12 protein-coding genes are annotated in these 16,307 nt (G+C 64.8%); 3 read left to right on the forward strand and 9 right to left on the reverse strand.

Annotated elements, in window-relative coordinates; translation table 11 throughout:
* Positions 1 to 142 precede the first annotated feature (142 nt).
* On the reverse strand, positions 143 to 1,990 hold the full coding sequence (argS, locus tag GDJ97_RS06440; protein ID WP_152070481.1) for an arginine--tRNA ligase: 1,848 nt from the start codon (positions 1,988 to 1,990) through the stop codon (positions 143 to 145).
* Positions 1,991 to 2,308: 318 nt separating this feature from the next.
* On the opposite strand from argS, the gene GDJ97_RS06445 reads away from it, so the two are divergent.
* Positions 2,309 to 2,812 (forward strand): CarD family transcriptional regulator, encoded by a 504-nt coding sequence (locus GDJ97_RS06445; RefSeq protein WP_152070482.1) that lies wholly within the window; start codon positions 2,309 to 2,311, stop codon positions 2,810 to 2,812.
* A gap of 12 nt (positions 2,813 to 2,824) precedes the next feature.
* Here the strand turns inward: GDJ97_RS06445 and GDJ97_RS06450 are convergent, their stop codons facing one another.
* The 3 genes from GDJ97_RS06450 to GDJ97_RS06460 form a co-directional block, all read right to left on the reverse strand.
* Positions 2,825 to 3,427, reverse strand: coding sequence for an HD domain-containing protein (locus tag GDJ97_RS06450; protein ID WP_152070483.1), 603 nt, complete (start codon positions 3,425 to 3,427; stop codon positions 2,825 to 2,827).
* Positions 3,428 to 3,742: 315 nt separating this feature from the next.
* On the reverse strand, positions 3,743 to 5,056 hold the full coding sequence (locus tag GDJ97_RS06455; protein WP_152070484.1) for a glutamate-5-semialdehyde dehydrogenase: 1,314 nt from the start codon (positions 5,054 to 5,056) through the stop codon (positions 3,743 to 3,745).
* A gap of 34 nt (positions 5,057 to 5,090) precedes the next feature.
* Complete coding sequence (locus tag GDJ97_RS06460) at positions 5,091 to 6,065, reverse strand: cation diffusion facilitator family transporter (protein WP_152070485.1); 975 nt, start codon at positions 6,063 to 6,065, stop codon at positions 5,091 to 5,093.
* Between the two features lie 208 nt (positions 6,066 to 6,273).
* Here GDJ97_RS06460 and GDJ97_RS06465 point away from each other — a divergent pair, with 208 nt between their 5' ends.
* Positions 6,274 to 7,227, forward strand: coding sequence for an RsmB/NOP family class I SAM-dependent RNA methyltransferase (locus GDJ97_RS06465; RefSeq protein ID WP_152070486.1), 954 nt, complete (start codon positions 6,274 to 6,276; stop codon positions 7,225 to 7,227).
* A 38-nt stretch (positions 7,228 to 7,265) separates the two neighbouring features.
* Here the strand turns inward: GDJ97_RS06465 and GDJ97_RS09390 are convergent, their stop codons facing one another.
* Positions 7,266 to 7,424, reverse strand: coding sequence for a hypothetical protein (locus GDJ97_RS09390; RefSeq protein ID WP_193221340.1), 159 nt, complete (start codon positions 7,422 to 7,424; stop codon positions 7,266 to 7,268).
* 199 nt (positions 7,425 to 7,623) lie between these two features.
* Between GDJ97_RS09390 and GDJ97_RS06470 the strand changes: the two genes are divergently transcribed.
* On the forward strand, positions 7,624 to 8,691 hold the full coding sequence (locus tag GDJ97_RS06470; protein WP_226808883.1) for a hypothetical protein: 1,068 nt from the start codon (positions 7,624 to 7,626) through the stop codon (positions 8,689 to 8,691).
* 75 nt (positions 8,692 to 8,766) lie between these two features.
* Here the strand turns inward: GDJ97_RS06470 and GDJ97_RS06475 are convergent, their stop codons facing one another.
* The 4 genes from GDJ97_RS06475 to GDJ97_RS06490 form a co-directional block, all read right to left on the reverse strand.
* Positions 8,767 to 9,654, reverse strand: a complete 888-nt coding sequence (locus tag GDJ97_RS06475) for a DegV family protein (RefSeq protein ID WP_152070487.1) — start codon at positions 9,652 to 9,654, stop codon at positions 8,767 to 8,769.
* Positions 9,655 to 9,782: 128 nt separating this feature from the next.
* The gene (locus GDJ97_RS06480) at positions 9,783 to 11,687 is read right to left on the reverse strand and encodes a DUF4012 domain-containing protein (RefSeq protein WP_152070488.1); all 1,905 of its coding nucleotides are present in this window, start codon (positions 11,685 to 11,687) and stop codon (positions 9,783 to 9,785) included.
* A gap of 168 nt (positions 11,688 to 11,855) precedes the next feature.
* On the reverse strand, positions 11,856 to 13,691 hold the full coding sequence (locus GDJ97_RS06485) for a DUF4422 domain-containing protein (protein WP_193221341.1): 1,836 nt from the start codon (positions 13,689 to 13,691) through the stop codon (positions 11,856 to 11,858).
* A gap of 124 nt (positions 13,692 to 13,815) precedes the next feature.
* Positions 13,816 to 16,305 carry a glycosyltransferase family 2 protein gene (locus GDJ97_RS06490; RefSeq protein WP_152070490.1) on the reverse strand — a complete coding sequence of 830 codons (2,490 nt, stop codon included), beginning with the start codon at positions 16,303 to 16,305 and terminating at the stop codon, positions 13,816 to 13,818.
* Positions 16,306 to 16,307: the final 2 nt, after the last annotated feature.

Below are 16,307 nucleotides of genomic sequence, written 5' to 3' on the forward strand. Positions count from 1 at the left end.
CATCTCCACCATTCCTTCAACTGGGAAAATGCCGCCCCCGGGGCCCGGATAGGACCTCGGGGGCGTTCGGTTAACTGCGGGAGCGTGCCGTCAGCTCAATGTGTTCGGTTGGGATCGGAAATCAACCAGGTAGAGGGATGTGCTACATCTGCGTGGGCGCGGAAACGCCGATCAGGCTGAGCACGAGCGCCAGCACGGAGCGAACGGCGTCGCACGCGGCCAGGCGGGCGCGGGTGAGCTCCGGCTCGATGGGACGACCCTCGCTCGGCAGCACCTGGCAGGCGGCGTAGAAGCCATGGAAGTCGGAGGCGAGCTCCTCCAGGTAGTGCGTCAGGCGGAACGGCGCGCGGTCGCGAGCGCAGCCGGCGATGAGGTCCTCGAGCTCGGAGAGCTTGCGGGCGAGCTGGAGCTCCGTCGGATCGGTTAGCAGCGCGTAGTTCACGGGCTCGCCGCCGATGGCTTTGAGCGCCACGTTCTCCATGGTCATGAGGTCGCCCTGCTCAACGGAGACGCCGGCGGCGCGGCGCAGGATGGAGCAGATGCGCGCGTGGGCGTACTGCACGTAGTACACCGGGTTGGACTGGCTCTTCTCCTTGACGGCATCGATATCGAAGTCGATGGTCTGGTTGGAGGAGCGGCTGATGAGCGTGTAGCGCGTGGCGTCCGGACCCACCTCATCGATGAGCTCGCGGAAGGTGATCATCGTGCCCTTGCGCTTGGACATGCGGATAGGCTTGCCGCCGCGCAGCAGGTTGACGAACTGGCCCAGGGGCACCTCGAACTGACCGGGGTAGCCGAGGGCGTCGCAGACCGCGCGCACGCGGGCGATATAGCCGTGGTGGTCGGCGCCCCAGATGTCGAGGACGCGGTCGACGCGCTGGAACTTGTTCCAGTGGTAGGCGATGTCGGAGGAGAAGTAGGTATAGTCGCCGTTGGTCTTCTGGATGACGCGGTCCTTGTCGTCGCCGAACTCCGTGGACTTAAACCACAGGGCACCGTCGTCCGTGCGGTAGAGGTAGCCCATCTTGTCCAGCTTGTCATAGGCGCGCTCCACCGGCGAGGTGCCCGTCCAGTCCTTCTGGTACATGGTGCGCTCGCTCATCCACACGTCGAAGTCGCAGCGCACGTCGTGGCAGGTCTCGCGCATGTCCTTGAGCATCTTCTGGTAGCCGCGCTCGCGGAACTCGAGCATGCGGACCTGCGGGTCGGCGTCAACCCACTTGTCGCCGTCGGTGCGGAAGAACGCCGCGGCCTCGTCGATGATGTAGGTGCCGCCGTAGGAGTCCTTGCCCAGGTCGTTGGTGAACTCGTCCATGTAGGGATGGCTGTCCGGATGCTCGTCGGCCTCGTCCTGCACGAAGTTGTCGCGGTCCTGGGCCAGGAAGTCGCGCGCGGCGTCCAGGTCGCAGCCCTGCTTCTCCATGATGTCGGCAAGCTGCATGTAGCGCTTGGAGATGGAGTTGCCGAAGGTGTTCATCTGGTTGCCGTGGTCGTTGATCCAGAACTCGCGCTCGATGTCGTACCCGGCGTGGCTCATGACGTTGGCCATGGAGTCGCCGAGCGCAGCCCAGCGGCCGTGGCCCACGTGCATGGGGCCCACGGGGTTGGCGGACACGAACTCGATCTGGGTCTTCAGGCCGCCGCCCACGTTGGAGCGGGCGAAGTCCATGCCCTGCTCGCGAGCCTCGCCGAAGATGGCGTTCACGGCCGCGGCACCCAGGTAGAAGTTGATGAAGCCGGGGCCGGCGACCTCGACCTTGGCGATGGCCGGGTCGGCGGGCATGTGCGCCGCGACGGCGTCGGCGATCTTGCGAGGCGCGCAATGGGCGAGCTTGGCGGACTTCATCGCGCACGTGGAGGTCCACTCACCGTGGGAGGTGTCGGCCGGTCGCTCGATGCCGCAATCCTCAAGCTCGAACGCAGGCAGCTCACCGGCCTCCTGCGCAGCCGCGAGGGCAGCGCGAACCAGCTCTTCGATCTTCTCGGGCATAGATCCTCCTTGGATGTGGCCCCGCCGTGCGATTCTGGGGCAGATATGCAGATAGTTGAACGATAGCACACTTACCCTTTTGGCTTTTCTAAAACACCACGTTGACGGGCCATCGTGCTCATATTCCCCAAAGCACGGACGCAGCGCCCGCAACTGAAGCAAACCGAGCGCGCGATCGCTCCCAAAGGCCTTTGCCAGCCGCGTAACATGCGCCACACGCGCCCGAAACCTGCCCATTTTATGGTGTTTTGTCATAAAAACCCACGTAAACATGCTATTCTAGAGCCTAATTGCATACGTTTGAGACGGAGGCTGAGCATGTTCGAAATCGGAGAGCATATTATTCACCCCGGACAAGGCGTGTGCACCGTTGTGGGATTCGAGGACGCCCCCTCCCCCATGATTGTGCTGGAAGCGAAATGCGGGCACGCCCGTACGCGCATGATGTACCCAATGTCCCAGGTAGAACGTCTGCACGCCTGCATCTCCCGCGCCGATGCCGAGCATCTCATCACGAACTACGACGCCCTCGAATGTGACCCCTTCACCGAACGCAACAGCTCGCTCGAGGAATCCCATTTCAAACAGCAGATCAAGCAGGGCGCACCCGAGACGGTGCGCGTGGCGAAGACCATGCGCTGCCGCATCCACGATGCCGAGCGCCGGGGCAAGAAACCGTCCTCGTACTACACGCGCGTGCTAAAGGAGGCGCACCGCCGCGCCACGGAGGAGCTGGCGGTGGCGCTGGACTGCACCGAGGAGGACCTCGAGAGCCGCCTGGCGTCGCTCGGCCTCACCGACACGACGCCCAGCGTGAACTGACCACGCGAGGCCCTACTCCGCCTGGAACGTGTCGCGGTCCGGTGCGAAGCTCTGCATCGCCTTGATGGTGCGGTCGAAAAGCTCATCGAGCTCCCAGCCGAGCGCCGCAGCGCCTTCGCGGATAACGTCGCGCGAGACACCGGCGGCAAAGCGCTTGTCCTTGAACTTCTTCTTGAGCGACTTCACGTTGAAGTCCATCACGCTCTTGGACGGGCGCATCACCACGGCCGCGCCGATGAGCCCGGTGAGCTCCTCCGTGGCGAAGAGGATCTTCTCCATCTGCAACTCGGGCTTGGGCAGGGCATCGTTGTAGTCGGCGTTATGCGACTGGATGGCGCGGATGAGCTCGGGGCTCCCGCCCTGCTCCTCGATGAGCTCGGCGGCGTAGACCGTGTGGTTCTTGGGATCGTCGTCATGCTCCTCCCAATCGAGGTCGTGGAGCAAGCCGACGATGCCCCAGAACTCCTCGTTCTCGGAATCGAACTCCCGCGCGAAGTAGCGCATCGTCTGCTCGACGGTCTCACCGTGCTCGATATGGAATGGATCCCTGTTGTGAGCCGTGAGCAGCGCGAATGCCTCGTCGCGCGTCATGCCGGCAGACAGCTTCTCGGACATGATCAATCCCCTCTCGACGCTGATATCCCGAGATGGTACCCACGGGCACGGAGCGCCATACCGCACCGCACCCCAAAGGACCCGGCGTGGACGGCTTGGATCCGTGGCAGAAGACCCTTCGAACTTCCGCAGCGAACTGAGGCGTTTCTGGGAGATAGTCCCTGGAACGAACAGCGGTCTCCACGCCCATCGCGACAACGAGCTCATCCTCGTTCTGTTCGTTCCAGGGACTATCTCCCAGAAACGACCAGTCTCGCGAGGAGCGAGCAAGGGTCTTCCGTCGCCCTATCCGGGCCGTCTGCGCCGAGCCGGCAATTACGGCCGTACCTGACCGGTACCGCGAATCTCGTACTTGTAGGTGGTGAGCGCCTCGGTGGCGAAGGGACCGCGAGCATGGAGCTTCTGCGTGGAGATGCCGATCTCCGCACCCAGACCGAACTCGCCGCCGTCGGTGAAGCGCGTACTCGCGTTGGCGTAGACCGCCGCCGCATCCACCTCGCGCAGAAAGCGCTCGCACGCCTCCGTATCCTCTGCCACGATGGCCTCGGAGTGACCGGTGCCGTGGGCGTTGATGTGCGCGATGGCCTCGTCCTCGCCGGACACCACCTTGACGCTCATCTCCAGGGCCAGGTACTCACGGTCCCAGTCGGCATCCGTGGCGGGAGCGAAATGTGCGAGCGGCGCGTCCGCGTCGCCCCGCCGGCCCGCAGAGGCCGTCACCGCGGCACCGCGCGTGGCGGCGTCGCCGTGGATGAGCACGCCGGCCCGGGCGAGCTCGTCCAGTATGCCGGGCAGGAACTCAGGCGCGACCTCGTCGTCGACCAGCAGGGACTCCGCCGCGTTGCACACGCCCACGCGCTGCGTCTTGGCGTTCATCACGATGGCGCGCGCCTTCTCCAAATCGGCGGAACGGTGCACGTAGATATGGCAGTTTCCCGTGCCTGTCTCGATCACCGGCACCAGGCTCTCGCGCACGCAGCGCTGGATGAGGCCCGCCCCGCCGCGCGGAATGAGCAAGTCGACCACGCCGCGCTGCCGCATGAGCACAGCCGTGGCCTCGCGGTCCGTGGTCTCGATGATGCTCACGGACGCGTGCGGCAGGCCCTGGGCCTCCACCGCGTCGGCGAGCACCTGGGCGATGGCCACGCACGAGCGTTGCGCCAGGGAGCCACCCCGCAGGATGCAGGCGTTGCCCGTGCGGATGCAGATGCCCGCCGCGTCCGCCGTCACGTTGGGACGCGCCTCGTAGACCATGGCCACGAGACCGAGCGGCACCGAAACCTTCGTGAGGTCGAGACCGCAATCGATCGTGCGGTGCTCCAGCACGCGCCCGACCGGGTCGGGGAGCTCGGCGAGCGCATCCAGGCCCGCTGCCATGGATTCCATGCGCTCGGGCGTGAGCAGCAGGCGGTCGAGCATGCCCTCTGTGGTGCCTGCGCGACGCGCGTCCTCCATGTCCTTGGCATTGGCTGCCAGGGCCTCGGGCGACCGTTTGCGCAGCGCGCACGCCATGGCGTGAACCGCCGCGCGACGACTGTCATCGCTCGCGAACGAAAGCTCCCGCGAGGCGCTCTTGGCATCGCACGCCAGACGCTCCACGTATTTCCTGACGTTGTAGATGATGGTCATGGCAGCCCCTTCGCTCGGCATTTCGCCCATCATACTACGATGCCATGCGGTCCCCCGTATCGGGGTCCGTGCCGTCCCATCCGCCGACCGCGGTGCGAACCGGGTCCCAGTGAAGCGTCATCTCCAGATGGTCCTCGGCGAGGAACTCGCGCTCGATGCCGTTCAGTATTCGGTGCGCCTCGATCGGGTCCATCTCAGCGGGCATGACCACGTGCGCGGTGGCGAACCGACGTCCGGGGCCGTAGTCGTGCACCCTGAGCTCATGCATATCGAGCACACAGGGGCGCGAGAGCACGCGGTTGCGAATGTGCTCCACGAGCTCCGGGGAGGGTGCCTGGCCCAAGAGCGGGCTCACGGTATCCCGCACGAGGCCGATACCGCTTACCAGCACGAACAGGCCGAGCGCGAGGCCCACCCAGCCGTCGAGCTGCACGCCCGTGCCCTGCGAGATCAGCGCACAGGTCAACACGCCGAAGGTGGTGATGGCGTCGTTTCGGGAGTCCATCGCCACGGCTTCGAGCGCCTCGGCGTCGATGCGGCGCGCCACGAGCTGATTGAATCCCATCATCCAGGCCTTCATCCCGATGGACATGAGCATGATCGCCAGCAGAGGCAAGCTGAACTCCACGGGCTCGGGATGCAGGATGCGGGCGAGGCCCGACCGGCTGAGCTCCACGCCCACGGCCACGACCAACACCGAGGTCACGAGCCCCGCCAGATACTCGAAGCGCCCGTGACCGTACGGATGCCCCGCGTCCGCCGGGCGCTCGGCGAGCTTGAACCCGAGCAGGCTCACGATGTTGCTGGCGGCATCCGACAGGTTGTTGATAGCGTCGGCCACGATGGAGACAGAACCCGATGCCATGCCGATCGCGCCCTTCGCCAGGCAGAGCAGTATGTTGCAGACGATGCCCACCGCGCCGGCAAGCTGCCCGTAGGCGCTCCGGACCATCGGGTCCGCCGTTTCGCGGTAATCATGCACGAACAGCTTGATGAGCCATGTGGACATAGGACCTCCCCACTTGAGCGCATACACTTATTAAACGTTGTTCAATTGCGATTGTGAGCCTTCTCACCCAGAACGTCCACTGTTCACCTGCTTGAACATCACAAGGGAGCCACAGTTGCCCCGAGCTGACCGAACCGCGGCGCTACGGGCGAAAACCACGCCCCGCTCAACTAGAATGGATGAAACGCAAACGGTTGGAGTTGTTCCCATGACGCAGCAGAACGCAGACGCACCCATCCCCGCTTTCCTGCACGATCAGCTGGAAGCGGCCTATCAGGCAGAGGTCGTTCAGCGCCTCCTCGACGGATACCGCGCGGCGGCGAGCCGCCCCGTCACGCTGCGGGCGAACACGCTCAAGGCGGACGCCGAGACGGTGGCGGGGGCGCTCGGCAGGGTGGGCATCGGCTTTACGCGCGTGCCCTGGTACGAGGACGCCTTCGTTTTGGACGACGCGGTTTCCGAGCGGGATGTATGGACGCTCGACATCTATCGGGAAGGCGCAGTCTACCTGCAGTCCCTCTCCTCCATGACGCCACCCCTCGCGCTCGGGCCCCGTGCCGGCGCGGACGCGCTCGACATGTGCGCCGCCCCCGGCGGCAAGACGTCGCAGATGGCCGCGCTCGAGCCCGAGGCCCACATCACCGCCTGCGAGCTCTCGGCGCCGCGCGCAGAAAAACTCACCTACAACCTGCAAAAGCTCGGCGCCCACAACGTGCAGGTCATGAAGACGGACGCGCGGCGCCTAGACGAGTTCTTCAGCTTCGATCAGATTCTGCTCGACGCCCCCTGTACCGGAACGGGAACGGTGCGCGCCGGGGACCAACGCGCCGAGAAGCGCATCACCGCCCAGCTGCTCGCCAAGGTGACGCGCTCGCAAGCGCAGCTCCTCGACCGCGCGCTCACCGTGCTCAAGCCGGGCGGCGAACTCGTCTACTCCACGTGCTCCGTGCTACCTCAAGAAAACGAGGAACAAGTTCGCAGCGCGCTGAAGGCCAAGCGCCATCGCGATTGCGAGCTTGTGCCGCTAAACCTGGACGCCGCGTGGACGGAAGGCGACTTCGCCCTCCCGCTCCTGGAAAACGGGTTGCCCGGCACACTCACCATCGCCCCCGCGCGACACTTCGAGGGCTTCTACATCGCCAAGATCAAGAAAGCGCACTAGCGAGAAGCGGCCACGCGAGCGCGCGGCCGACAACGGGGTTACCGCAGATGGGACCCGCCGCGAAAGGCCCGCGGGTCCTCGTCGTCACCGCGAGAACGGTCGCGCAGAGCGGTGATGCCCAGATACACGAGGGCGACGACGGCGATAACGCCCACGCAGATGAGCATCGGGCCCATAACCTCGACGATCTCGTTCATGCGTGCCACCCCTTCCGATCGTTCGTTGGTTGGACTAGCATAGCAGACGCCCCAACCGCTCCCCCAAGACTCCGCACTCGCTACAAAAGGGCCATGGCGCGCATGACTACCGCCGCCTGCGCCGGGGTACAAAAAAAGCATCGTTGCGATACCCTGCGGCACGCACCGCATCAAGAACTCAATCATACGAGGAGGCACCATGGACGTCACGGATACCGTCAAGATGAACGAATCAGGCGCCGGGAACGCGCCGACGAAATGCGCGGTCCCCGAGGTCGATACCAAGGTCGCCGAGGAACCGGACGCCGCGCTCGAGGTACCCGCCGAGGTGCCCGAGAGCATCGATGCCGCCGTCGATTTCTCTGAGGTGGAGATCGCCGAGGAGTTCTCCGGTGCGCCCACCGTGGTCACGCCTGCCGGCAAGCTGCAGCTCGAGCCTACCCCCATCGAGGGGCGCCTCCGCCACGCCGCGCTCTCCGTTCCCGCCGAAACCGAGGAGTGCAGCGGCTTCACGCTCTTCGGCCGCCGCATCCGCTCGCTGCTTTACACCACGGACGTCGCCGTGATCAAGAACTCCAACGCGGATGCCATCTTCGCCGTGTACCCCTTCACCGCGCAGCCCGCCATCACCCAGGCCCTCCTGACGGTGGCCGAATGCCCCGTCTTCGTGGGCGTGGGCGGCGGCACCACCACGGGCAAGCGCGCCGTGCAGCTGGCCGCCGTCTCCGAGATGCAGGGCGCCGCCGGCGTGATCGTCAACTCCCCCGCGAGCCCCGACATGGTCGAGCAGATCGCCAACATCGTGGACATCCCCGTGGTCGCCACCGTCGTGGCCTGCGACGAGGTGGCCCATGCCAAGGTAGCCGCCGGCGCCAAGATCCTCAACGTGGCCGCCGGCAAGGACACGCCCGCCGTCCTGCGCGAGCTCCGCGAGCACTACCCCAACATGCCGCTCATCGCCTCCGGCGGGCGCAGCTCCCTCTCCGTGAGCGAGACGGTCTCCGCGGGCGCCAATGCCGTCATCTGGACGCCCCCCTCGGCCCAGCAGCTCCAGGCCGACATGATGAAGCGCTACCGCGCCGCCGCAGCCGAGAAGACGACGCCGGAGCCCGTCTTCGACCCGGTGAGCGCCGCCTCCGAGAACCCGCTTGAGAGCGCGCGGGCCGACGTCCCCTTCCCCGACGAGCTCATCGCCAAGGCGCACAACGCCCGCGATCGCCGTGCCGAGCGCCGCAGCAAACTGCGCTTCTTCTTCCCTAAGAACTAGAAAGCTGGCTCCGGCGGTCCCGCCCGGAGGGCAAGCGCCGCCGGGATGCCGGGCGCTTGCCCTCCGGGCGGGAGTCTAGTCCACGCGCTTGTCGCCCATGAAGAAGAGCGCCACCGTGCCGGGGCCGGTGTGTGCGCCGATGACCGTGCCGATGTCGTGGATGGCGATCTTGCCGGCAAGCTGGGGAATCTGCTCCCCGATCATGCGGGCGACCTCTTCGGCGTCCTCGCGGCAATCGGATTGGCTGATGCAGCACTTGCCCGTGTAGGCGGCGCCGTCTTCCACGTGCGCCATCATGGCCCGCACGAGCCTCTTCTGGGCCTTCATTTTGGTGCGGATCTTCTCGCGCGGAATCAGCTTGCCCTGGTAGTCCATGTTCAGCAGCGGGCAGATCTTCAGCGCCGTGGCGATGAGCGCGCTCGTCTTGCTCACGCGGCCGCCGCGCTTCAGGCACTCGAGGTCAGAGACGTAGAACCAGCTGTTGAGGTTCGTCTTGTGCTCCTCGCACCAAGCCGTGAGCTCGGCGAGGCCCATGCCGGCGTCGCGCAGGTCGGCGAGGTATTCCACAAGAAGGCCATAGCCCGAGCTCGCGCAGAGGGAGTCCACCACGTTGATGGTGCGCTCGGGATAGGCCGAGCGCAGCTGCTCGGCGGCCACGCACGCGGAGTTGTAGGTGCCCGAGATGCCCGAGGAGAGCGTCACGTGCAGGATGTCATGGCCGGCCTTGAGCTCCGGCTCCCAGGTGGCCACGTACTCGCCCGCCGCGATCTGCGAGGTGGTGGGCTGGCTACCCGCCTTGATCTTGCTGAAGAACTCGTGCGGCGTGATGCGCGCGTAGAGGTCGTCGGGGTAGGTGCCGCCGTCCATGTTGTAGTGGAAGCAGGTGAGGAGCACGTGGCGCTCCTCGAAGAACGAACGCGGATAATCGGCGGTGGAGCTGCAGGAAAGCACGTAATCAGACATGGGAACCTCTTAATCGGCGGGTCAGAACCTTGACTTCTGGGGATTATCGCACAAAAGGACGGCGGCCGCCGCATGTGCGACGACCGCCGTTCAGCGCTCTCACCGAAACCGGGCCAGGAGCAGGACCGCTACATGAGCGATTCCTGTGCAAGGGGCGTGGTGCGGAGCGTCATGGCTTGCGTGGCGCCCGCGGGGACCACCACGTTGTAGGTAAAGGTGGTGGTCTCCTGGGCGTCCGTTTGGAAGAGGCCACGCAGCACCTGATGGCCCTGGAACGTGGCCTCGGTCCAATCGCCGTTCTGGTAGCCGTTAACGTTCATGTTGGTGATCGTGCCGCCCGCGGGCGCGTAGAACATCATCATCGTCAGCATGTCGCCGTTGGTGCGCTTGGCGGGATTGTAGCCGCTGACGTACAGCGGGGCTGTCGCCGCCTGCTCGGGCGTCATGATGTTGGTGATCGCGGTCGTGACGGCGTAGGTGGTGGTGCCGTCGGCGTTTTGCACGCCCTCGCCGATCTGCGTCTTGATGGAAGCGAACCAGTCGATCTTGCTCCACGTGCTATCGTACTCGAAGACGCCGAGCTCAGGCTTCGTGGGATCGCTCGCGAGCTTGCCCGAGAACCCGAGGGTGTCCATCACGGCCTCCTCGTCCTCGTTCGCCATCCACACGAGCAGACGATCCTGTTGGGCGGATTCGTCGATCGTCTTCCAGAGGTCGCTCACGCCCACACCGCCAAGATTGTTCATGACGGTCTTGAACGCCATCGCGGCGACAGAGGAAAAGTAGGCATCCTGGGCACCGGTGTCGTTGCCAAGGCGCCAATAGGTCTCGCTCAACAGCATGGAGGCGGCGTTAGTGCCGTCGATCGTGCTGCCGTCGGCGGCGGTGAACCCACCGGTCAGGCTGAGCAAGCGCTGCAGGAAGACGGGATCGATGGCGATGACGCCGTCCACGTTGCCATAACCCGCCTGGGCCCAGAAGTCGCGCGAGAGCGCGCCGACACGGGAGAAGTCGGGGATGGTATTCACCTGGGCGGGGTCGACGTCCATATTGGAACCGGAGGCAGCGCGTTCCTCTTCGGTGATCTGCACCTGCAGGCCGGGCTGATGCAGGATGGAGGTGAAGTCGCCGTTCATCTCGATCTTGCCGTCGGTGACGGTCAGCACGCCCCACGAACCGGGCAGGCCACCCGTGGCGCGCAGCTCGGAGTTGTTCTGGGCGATGATCAGGTAGCTCCGCTGACCGCCTTCGCCGAACATCTGCGGCAGCACGTTCAGGATGGGCTGGAGCTGGTCGAGCATGCCGCCCGCCTTGCCGAGCGGCTCCTGCACCTTGTCGAGCACCGCCTGGACCTGGGGGATGCGGGCCTTCGGCAGCGAGCTGATCGTCTCCGCGTCCGCCTTGATCGTGGGGATGGCACCGCTCACGGCGGCGGAGACCTCCTTGAGCATGGGGATGTTCACCGAGCCGTCCTGCAGAAGGTCGGAGAGCTTCTTGCCCGAAAGGCTCTGGCAGATGGGTGCGAGCGCGTTGTCCACCAGATCCTTCGCCGAGGAGCCGAGCGTCTGCACGCTCTGGATATCCTGCCCCACTACGGGTAGGTGCGCCGCCACGCTCCAGAGCGGCGCGTGCACCTCATCGTTGATGCTCGTCGTACGATCCTGGATGATGCTCAGCGAGGTAGAGAGCCCGCCCGTGTCCCCGTTTTTGAGGTTGTCCTTCAAGACAGACGCCTGCGCCATGAGGACCGTGGAGTCGGACTTGACCTTCTGGGCGGAACGGAAGAGCAGGAAGCCGGACACGCCGCAGGCCACGATGAGTACCGCGATGACCACGGCGACCACGGTGCCCGCCACGTGCCGACGGCGGGGCGGCTCCGGCTCAAAGCGAGGGGCGCGACCGCGCGACTGGGGAGCAGCGCTTGCCCGAACGACGCCCTGACGCGGCGCGGCATATTGCTGCCGTCGGACCGGTTGCCGTTGCTGTACGGCCGATGGCTGCTGGGAGCTCTCTTTAAAATGTCTTCCTGCCACGAACACTCTCCTCACCCATAGACAAGCGACTTCGAAATGATAGTTCACCCACGGTGCCTGAACCTAAATGCATAGTGGGCCGCATCGAGTTACCAAGAAACTCCGCAGGTGCCCCCTATCGCGGCCCGTTATGCGCCGCACCGAGCCCTCCCCAGCCGGAACAACTCCTTACGCCTTGTTCGTGATCTTGCGAACGAGGTAACCGGCCAGCTCTCGACGAGGCGTGCGCGCGGGGAAGAGCTTCTCGTACAGCGGCCTCAGCTTGTTCTTCACCCGACGCATGAACGGCAGCTTGTTCTTAGTCATGCGGTCGATCGCAATGGGTGCGAACGGGGTCTTCAGGGCATAGCGCCAGAAGTAATCGGCATAATCCGTCTCGGGATGATCCCAGGGCTTGTCGTCGCCGGCGAAATGAACCACATACGGATCCTTTCGCGCCTCCATATACGGTTCGCTCAGGTGGCGCGGTGCCAAGCTGATGATCTCCTTGACGCGGATGCCGAACCAATCCATCATGACGTTCCACCGCATATCGAGATATTTCACATGCCCCTCGGCAAAGTGGTTGAGCACATCCTGGTCGAGAAGCTGCCACTCGTAGGACGTGGCGTACGCGAACAGCTCCTCGACAGTGTAGTGCCGCCGGAACTCCGCGAGATTGAAGATGATCGTCCCCGCCTGAAAATAGCTGTAAGGGTCCTTCATCTTCAACACGTTGTCCATGTAGTCCTTTTTATCCGGCTGCGCCCCGTTATAGAGGCCCGCCGTATCCGCATCCGCCACGGCGGCGAGCAGGTACCCGTCGACATCGACGTCGAACAGCTCGGCGATATCATGGTTCACGACCATATCGCTGTCCAGGTACAGGGCCTTGTCGTACTCCGGAAGAATATCCTGCATGAGCAGACGGAAATACGTCTCGATACGGAAATGCCCGCGAAGGAAGAGCTTGTCGTTGTAATCGACCATAAAACGCGTGGTGTTAAAGAACCGCAGGGAGAAGTTGTCGGGCATCATGCGCCGCAGCACGACCTGGTTGCGCTCGCTGATGTCGCGATGGAGCACGATGACGTCGTACTGGCGCGTCTCTGATGCGTTTTCCGCAATCGATTCGAGCAGGGTTCCCATGTAGGGGACATAGAAATCATTTGCGGAGAGCACGAGCGCAACGGGGGGCTTGTCGCCCACCTGCTTGAGGGGCCGCGGGAACGCGGGGCGCGTCACGTTGTCGAACAGCGTCCGCTGCAGCTCGCGATACGTGTAGTGGCCCTGACCCTTGAGCCAGGTAAAGTAGATGCCCAGCAACCGCTCGGCAAGATATCCGCTCACGCGATACTGCGCCGAACTGTAATCGGAGAAATCCCGTCGCCGCTCGTGCTCGGCCAAGATATCGAACAGCCATGAGCAGTAGTCGAAGAAGATCTCCCGCTTCATGATGAACATGTTGCAGAAATAGCCGGTAGACCCATCCAGATAGGCGTTGGCCGCATCCATCATGTGCGGGTACCGTTCCTGGATGATATCCAGGACGCACTGGAGGTCTTCGGGACGATGCTGCAGCGCCCGGCAATATTGCTCGCGCATGGTCATCTTCCCCACAAAGCGGCCCCGCTCGGGAAGAATGAAGTCGTTGCCCTCGATCACCTCGCGCATACGGTGCTCGTTCAGGCCGATGCGCTCGAGCGTTTTCTCGTCGTTGGAATCAAAGAGGGCATCGGCGAAGCGGTTGGTACGGAAAGGCTCGTCGGAAAACGAGAAGTAGCGCCGATAGTGGAAGAGGCCGTAGTAATCGGCGTCCAGGTTCTTCCAAGCCCAGTACTGCGCCGTCAGCTCGCAGTAGTACGGGTTCTTGTACGAAATGTTCTCACCCTCGTCATCGTGCTGCATGCCCTTGAAGCGATGATCGGCAAGCGCCGTTCCCACCTGAACGGGAACGATCAGCGGGTTGTCGGGAATGACGATATCGTCTCGATGGCAAGCCATGACGATCTTGATTGTTGACATGAATTCCCCCATGTCGTCTCAGCGATGAGCAGAAAGCGCCACCAAATAGCGCGGCAAAGCCCATCAAGTGTACCGAATCACCGCTACCGGGACATCCCGAGCCCGCTGATAGCGTCGAAAAGCCCTACAGGGTGTGGTCGGCGCAAAGCCCCACAACGAGCTCCCACCAATCGCTATCCGGGTTGAAATTGGAGTTCACCGCGGGATCCGGACTGGAGAAGAACGCCGGGTGCTTGCTGATAGTGTAGGACCGTTCGCGAAACAGCCGGGCGCGCAGGCGCGCATCGGTGGCCTCGCGGCCCCGCGACGCGAACTCCTTGTGCTGCAGCACGGCGGAAGCCTGGTAGACCACCACGTAACCGCGTTCGCGCGCAGAGAGGCAGTAATCCCCGTCGTTGTAGCCCACGGCAAGGCGCTCGTCGTAGCCGCCGATATCCTCGAACAGCGAGCGGCGCGTGAGCTGGCAGGCGCCCGTCACCATGGAGTACTCCTGGGACATGCCGGCGGAGAACCCGTAGCCGGGTATGCTCGCCGCCAGGTTGCGGTTCACATGGGAGAAGCCTCCCTCGCTGCGGACGGACATGCCGGCATGCTGCACCAGGCCGTCTGGGAAGAGCAGTTTGGCCCCCACCACGCCCACGTCCTCGCGCGCGAAGCACCCCACCATCTCGGAGAGCCAGGCGGACTCGATCACCTCGGTGTCGTTGTTCAAGAAGAGCAGGAGCTCGCCGCAAGCGTGGGCGGCACCGAAGTTCACGAGCGCCGAGTAGTTGAAGCCATGCTCGGTTGGCGCGTCCGGAGCGAGCAGGTCCGGCGTCCACGTGATCACGCGCACGCGGCCGTCCTCCTGCAGGCGCCCGTAGAGCTCGAAGGTCTCGGGGTTCTCGCTGCCGTTCTCCACGACCACGATCTCGAAGTTAGGATACTCGGTCTTCTGCAGGATGGAGGATGCGCATGCCTCGAGGAGGTCCGCGTGATCGCGGCTCGGAATGACGATGCTCACGAGCGGAGCGGGGTCGGGCACGTCGAAGCGCACCCGGTAGGTGTAGGGCAAGGGGCCGTCCAGCACCTCGCCCGCCCAACCGCGGCGCTCAAGATGCCGCTTGAGGGCGAGGGCGCCCGCCGTGTGGGCGTAGGGCTTCTGGTTCCCACCGCCGGCCGTCGAACCCTCGTGCTCGCGCCAGTGATAGAGCACGCGCGGCACGTGCTCAATGTGGCGCGCAACGTCGAAGGCCTTGAGCGTGAGGTCGTAGTCCTGGGCGCCCGCCACGTCCGAACCGGAGCGCTCGGCGAGGCCCAGGACGCGCCGGCTCACCATGAGGAGGTGCGTGATGTAGTTGTGGCCGTGCAGGCGCGTGAGGCTGGGCGCCGGCTTGAACGCGGGCGCAGCGTAGACGCCGTTGCGCAGGTGATCCTCGTCGCAATAGAGCAGGTCGCTCTCCGGATTCCGGGCGATGGCCTCGGCGAAGCACCAGAGCGCGTCCGGCTCGAGCACGTCGTCATGGTCGAGGAACGCCACGTACTCCCCCATCGCCGCCGCGATACCGGCGTTCGTGTTCTCGGAAATTGAGGCGTTCTCAATCCGAAGCACGCGCACGCGTGGATCGGAAACCTCCGCGAGCACGCCGTCGACGCCCGCATCCGGCCCGCTCGCGTTCACGAGCACGAGCTCCCAGGAGGTATAGGACTGCGCGAGCACCGAGTCGATGCAGGCACGCAGGTACGCGGGCGGCGTGCGGAAAACGGGCACGACGATGCTCATGAGAGGACCGGGGTGCGCCGCCGACCGCTCACGCTGTCGGGCAAGCAGCTCGGGCGTGGCGCGGTGCTCCTCGAACCAGACGGTGTAGTCGCGGTCGGGGGCACCGCCCTCGGCGAGCATGCCGAAGTGACCCCGCAGCCCGGCGAACGAGCGCTCGCAGACCGAGGTGAAGTCGCGGCACCCCTCATGCCCCGCAAGTCCCGCCTCGATGACCAGGTTCCGCACGCCTGCAGGTGCCGCCAGGGAGAGCATGACCACGCGCTCCGAGAACGAGGGATCGATCTCCGAGGGGACCACGTGGTCCTCCAAAACACTCCAGGAAAGCTCTACCGGCTCCAAAGTCCGGCCGTCGCGAAGCTCGACGTACAGCTCTGCCGCGGCATCGTCCGTTGGGAAGCGACAGGGGATGCGCAAAACGCCTCCGTCGGAGCCGTCGGGCCAGATCTCGAGGAGCTGCACATGGGCGCGCAGGGACGAGAGCTCAGTGTCGACGCCGCGCAGGAACGTGGCGAGCACGGGCTTGCGCATGGTGAGCAGGCGCGACTGCAGGCCGGAGAGCTTAGGGTCGAAGATCGTGCGAACCAGGCGCGTGCCATCGTCCGTCGCGATGAGCGACACATCCTGGCGCGCCTCGAGCAAAGGCACCGTCACGACGACGACTCGTCCGCCCGCACGGCATCCGGCTTCGCGAACGATGGCGGAGCCGCCGTCGAGCTCGAACACTGAGCACGGCACCTCGCGTCCCCCGGCGTGAGAGCTGGCGCGAACCTTCTTGGAAACCGGCACCTCGAAGGCAAGGTAGCCGCGGGCGGCGCCGCGGCACTGGGCGAGGAACCGAGTTGAGGCACCCATCC

This window comes from Collinsella sp. AK_207A, assembly GCF_902501965.1.
In the GTDB taxonomy this organism is placed as follows: domain Bacteria; phylum Actinomycetota; class Coriobacteriia; order Coriobacteriales; family Coriobacteriaceae; genus Collinsella.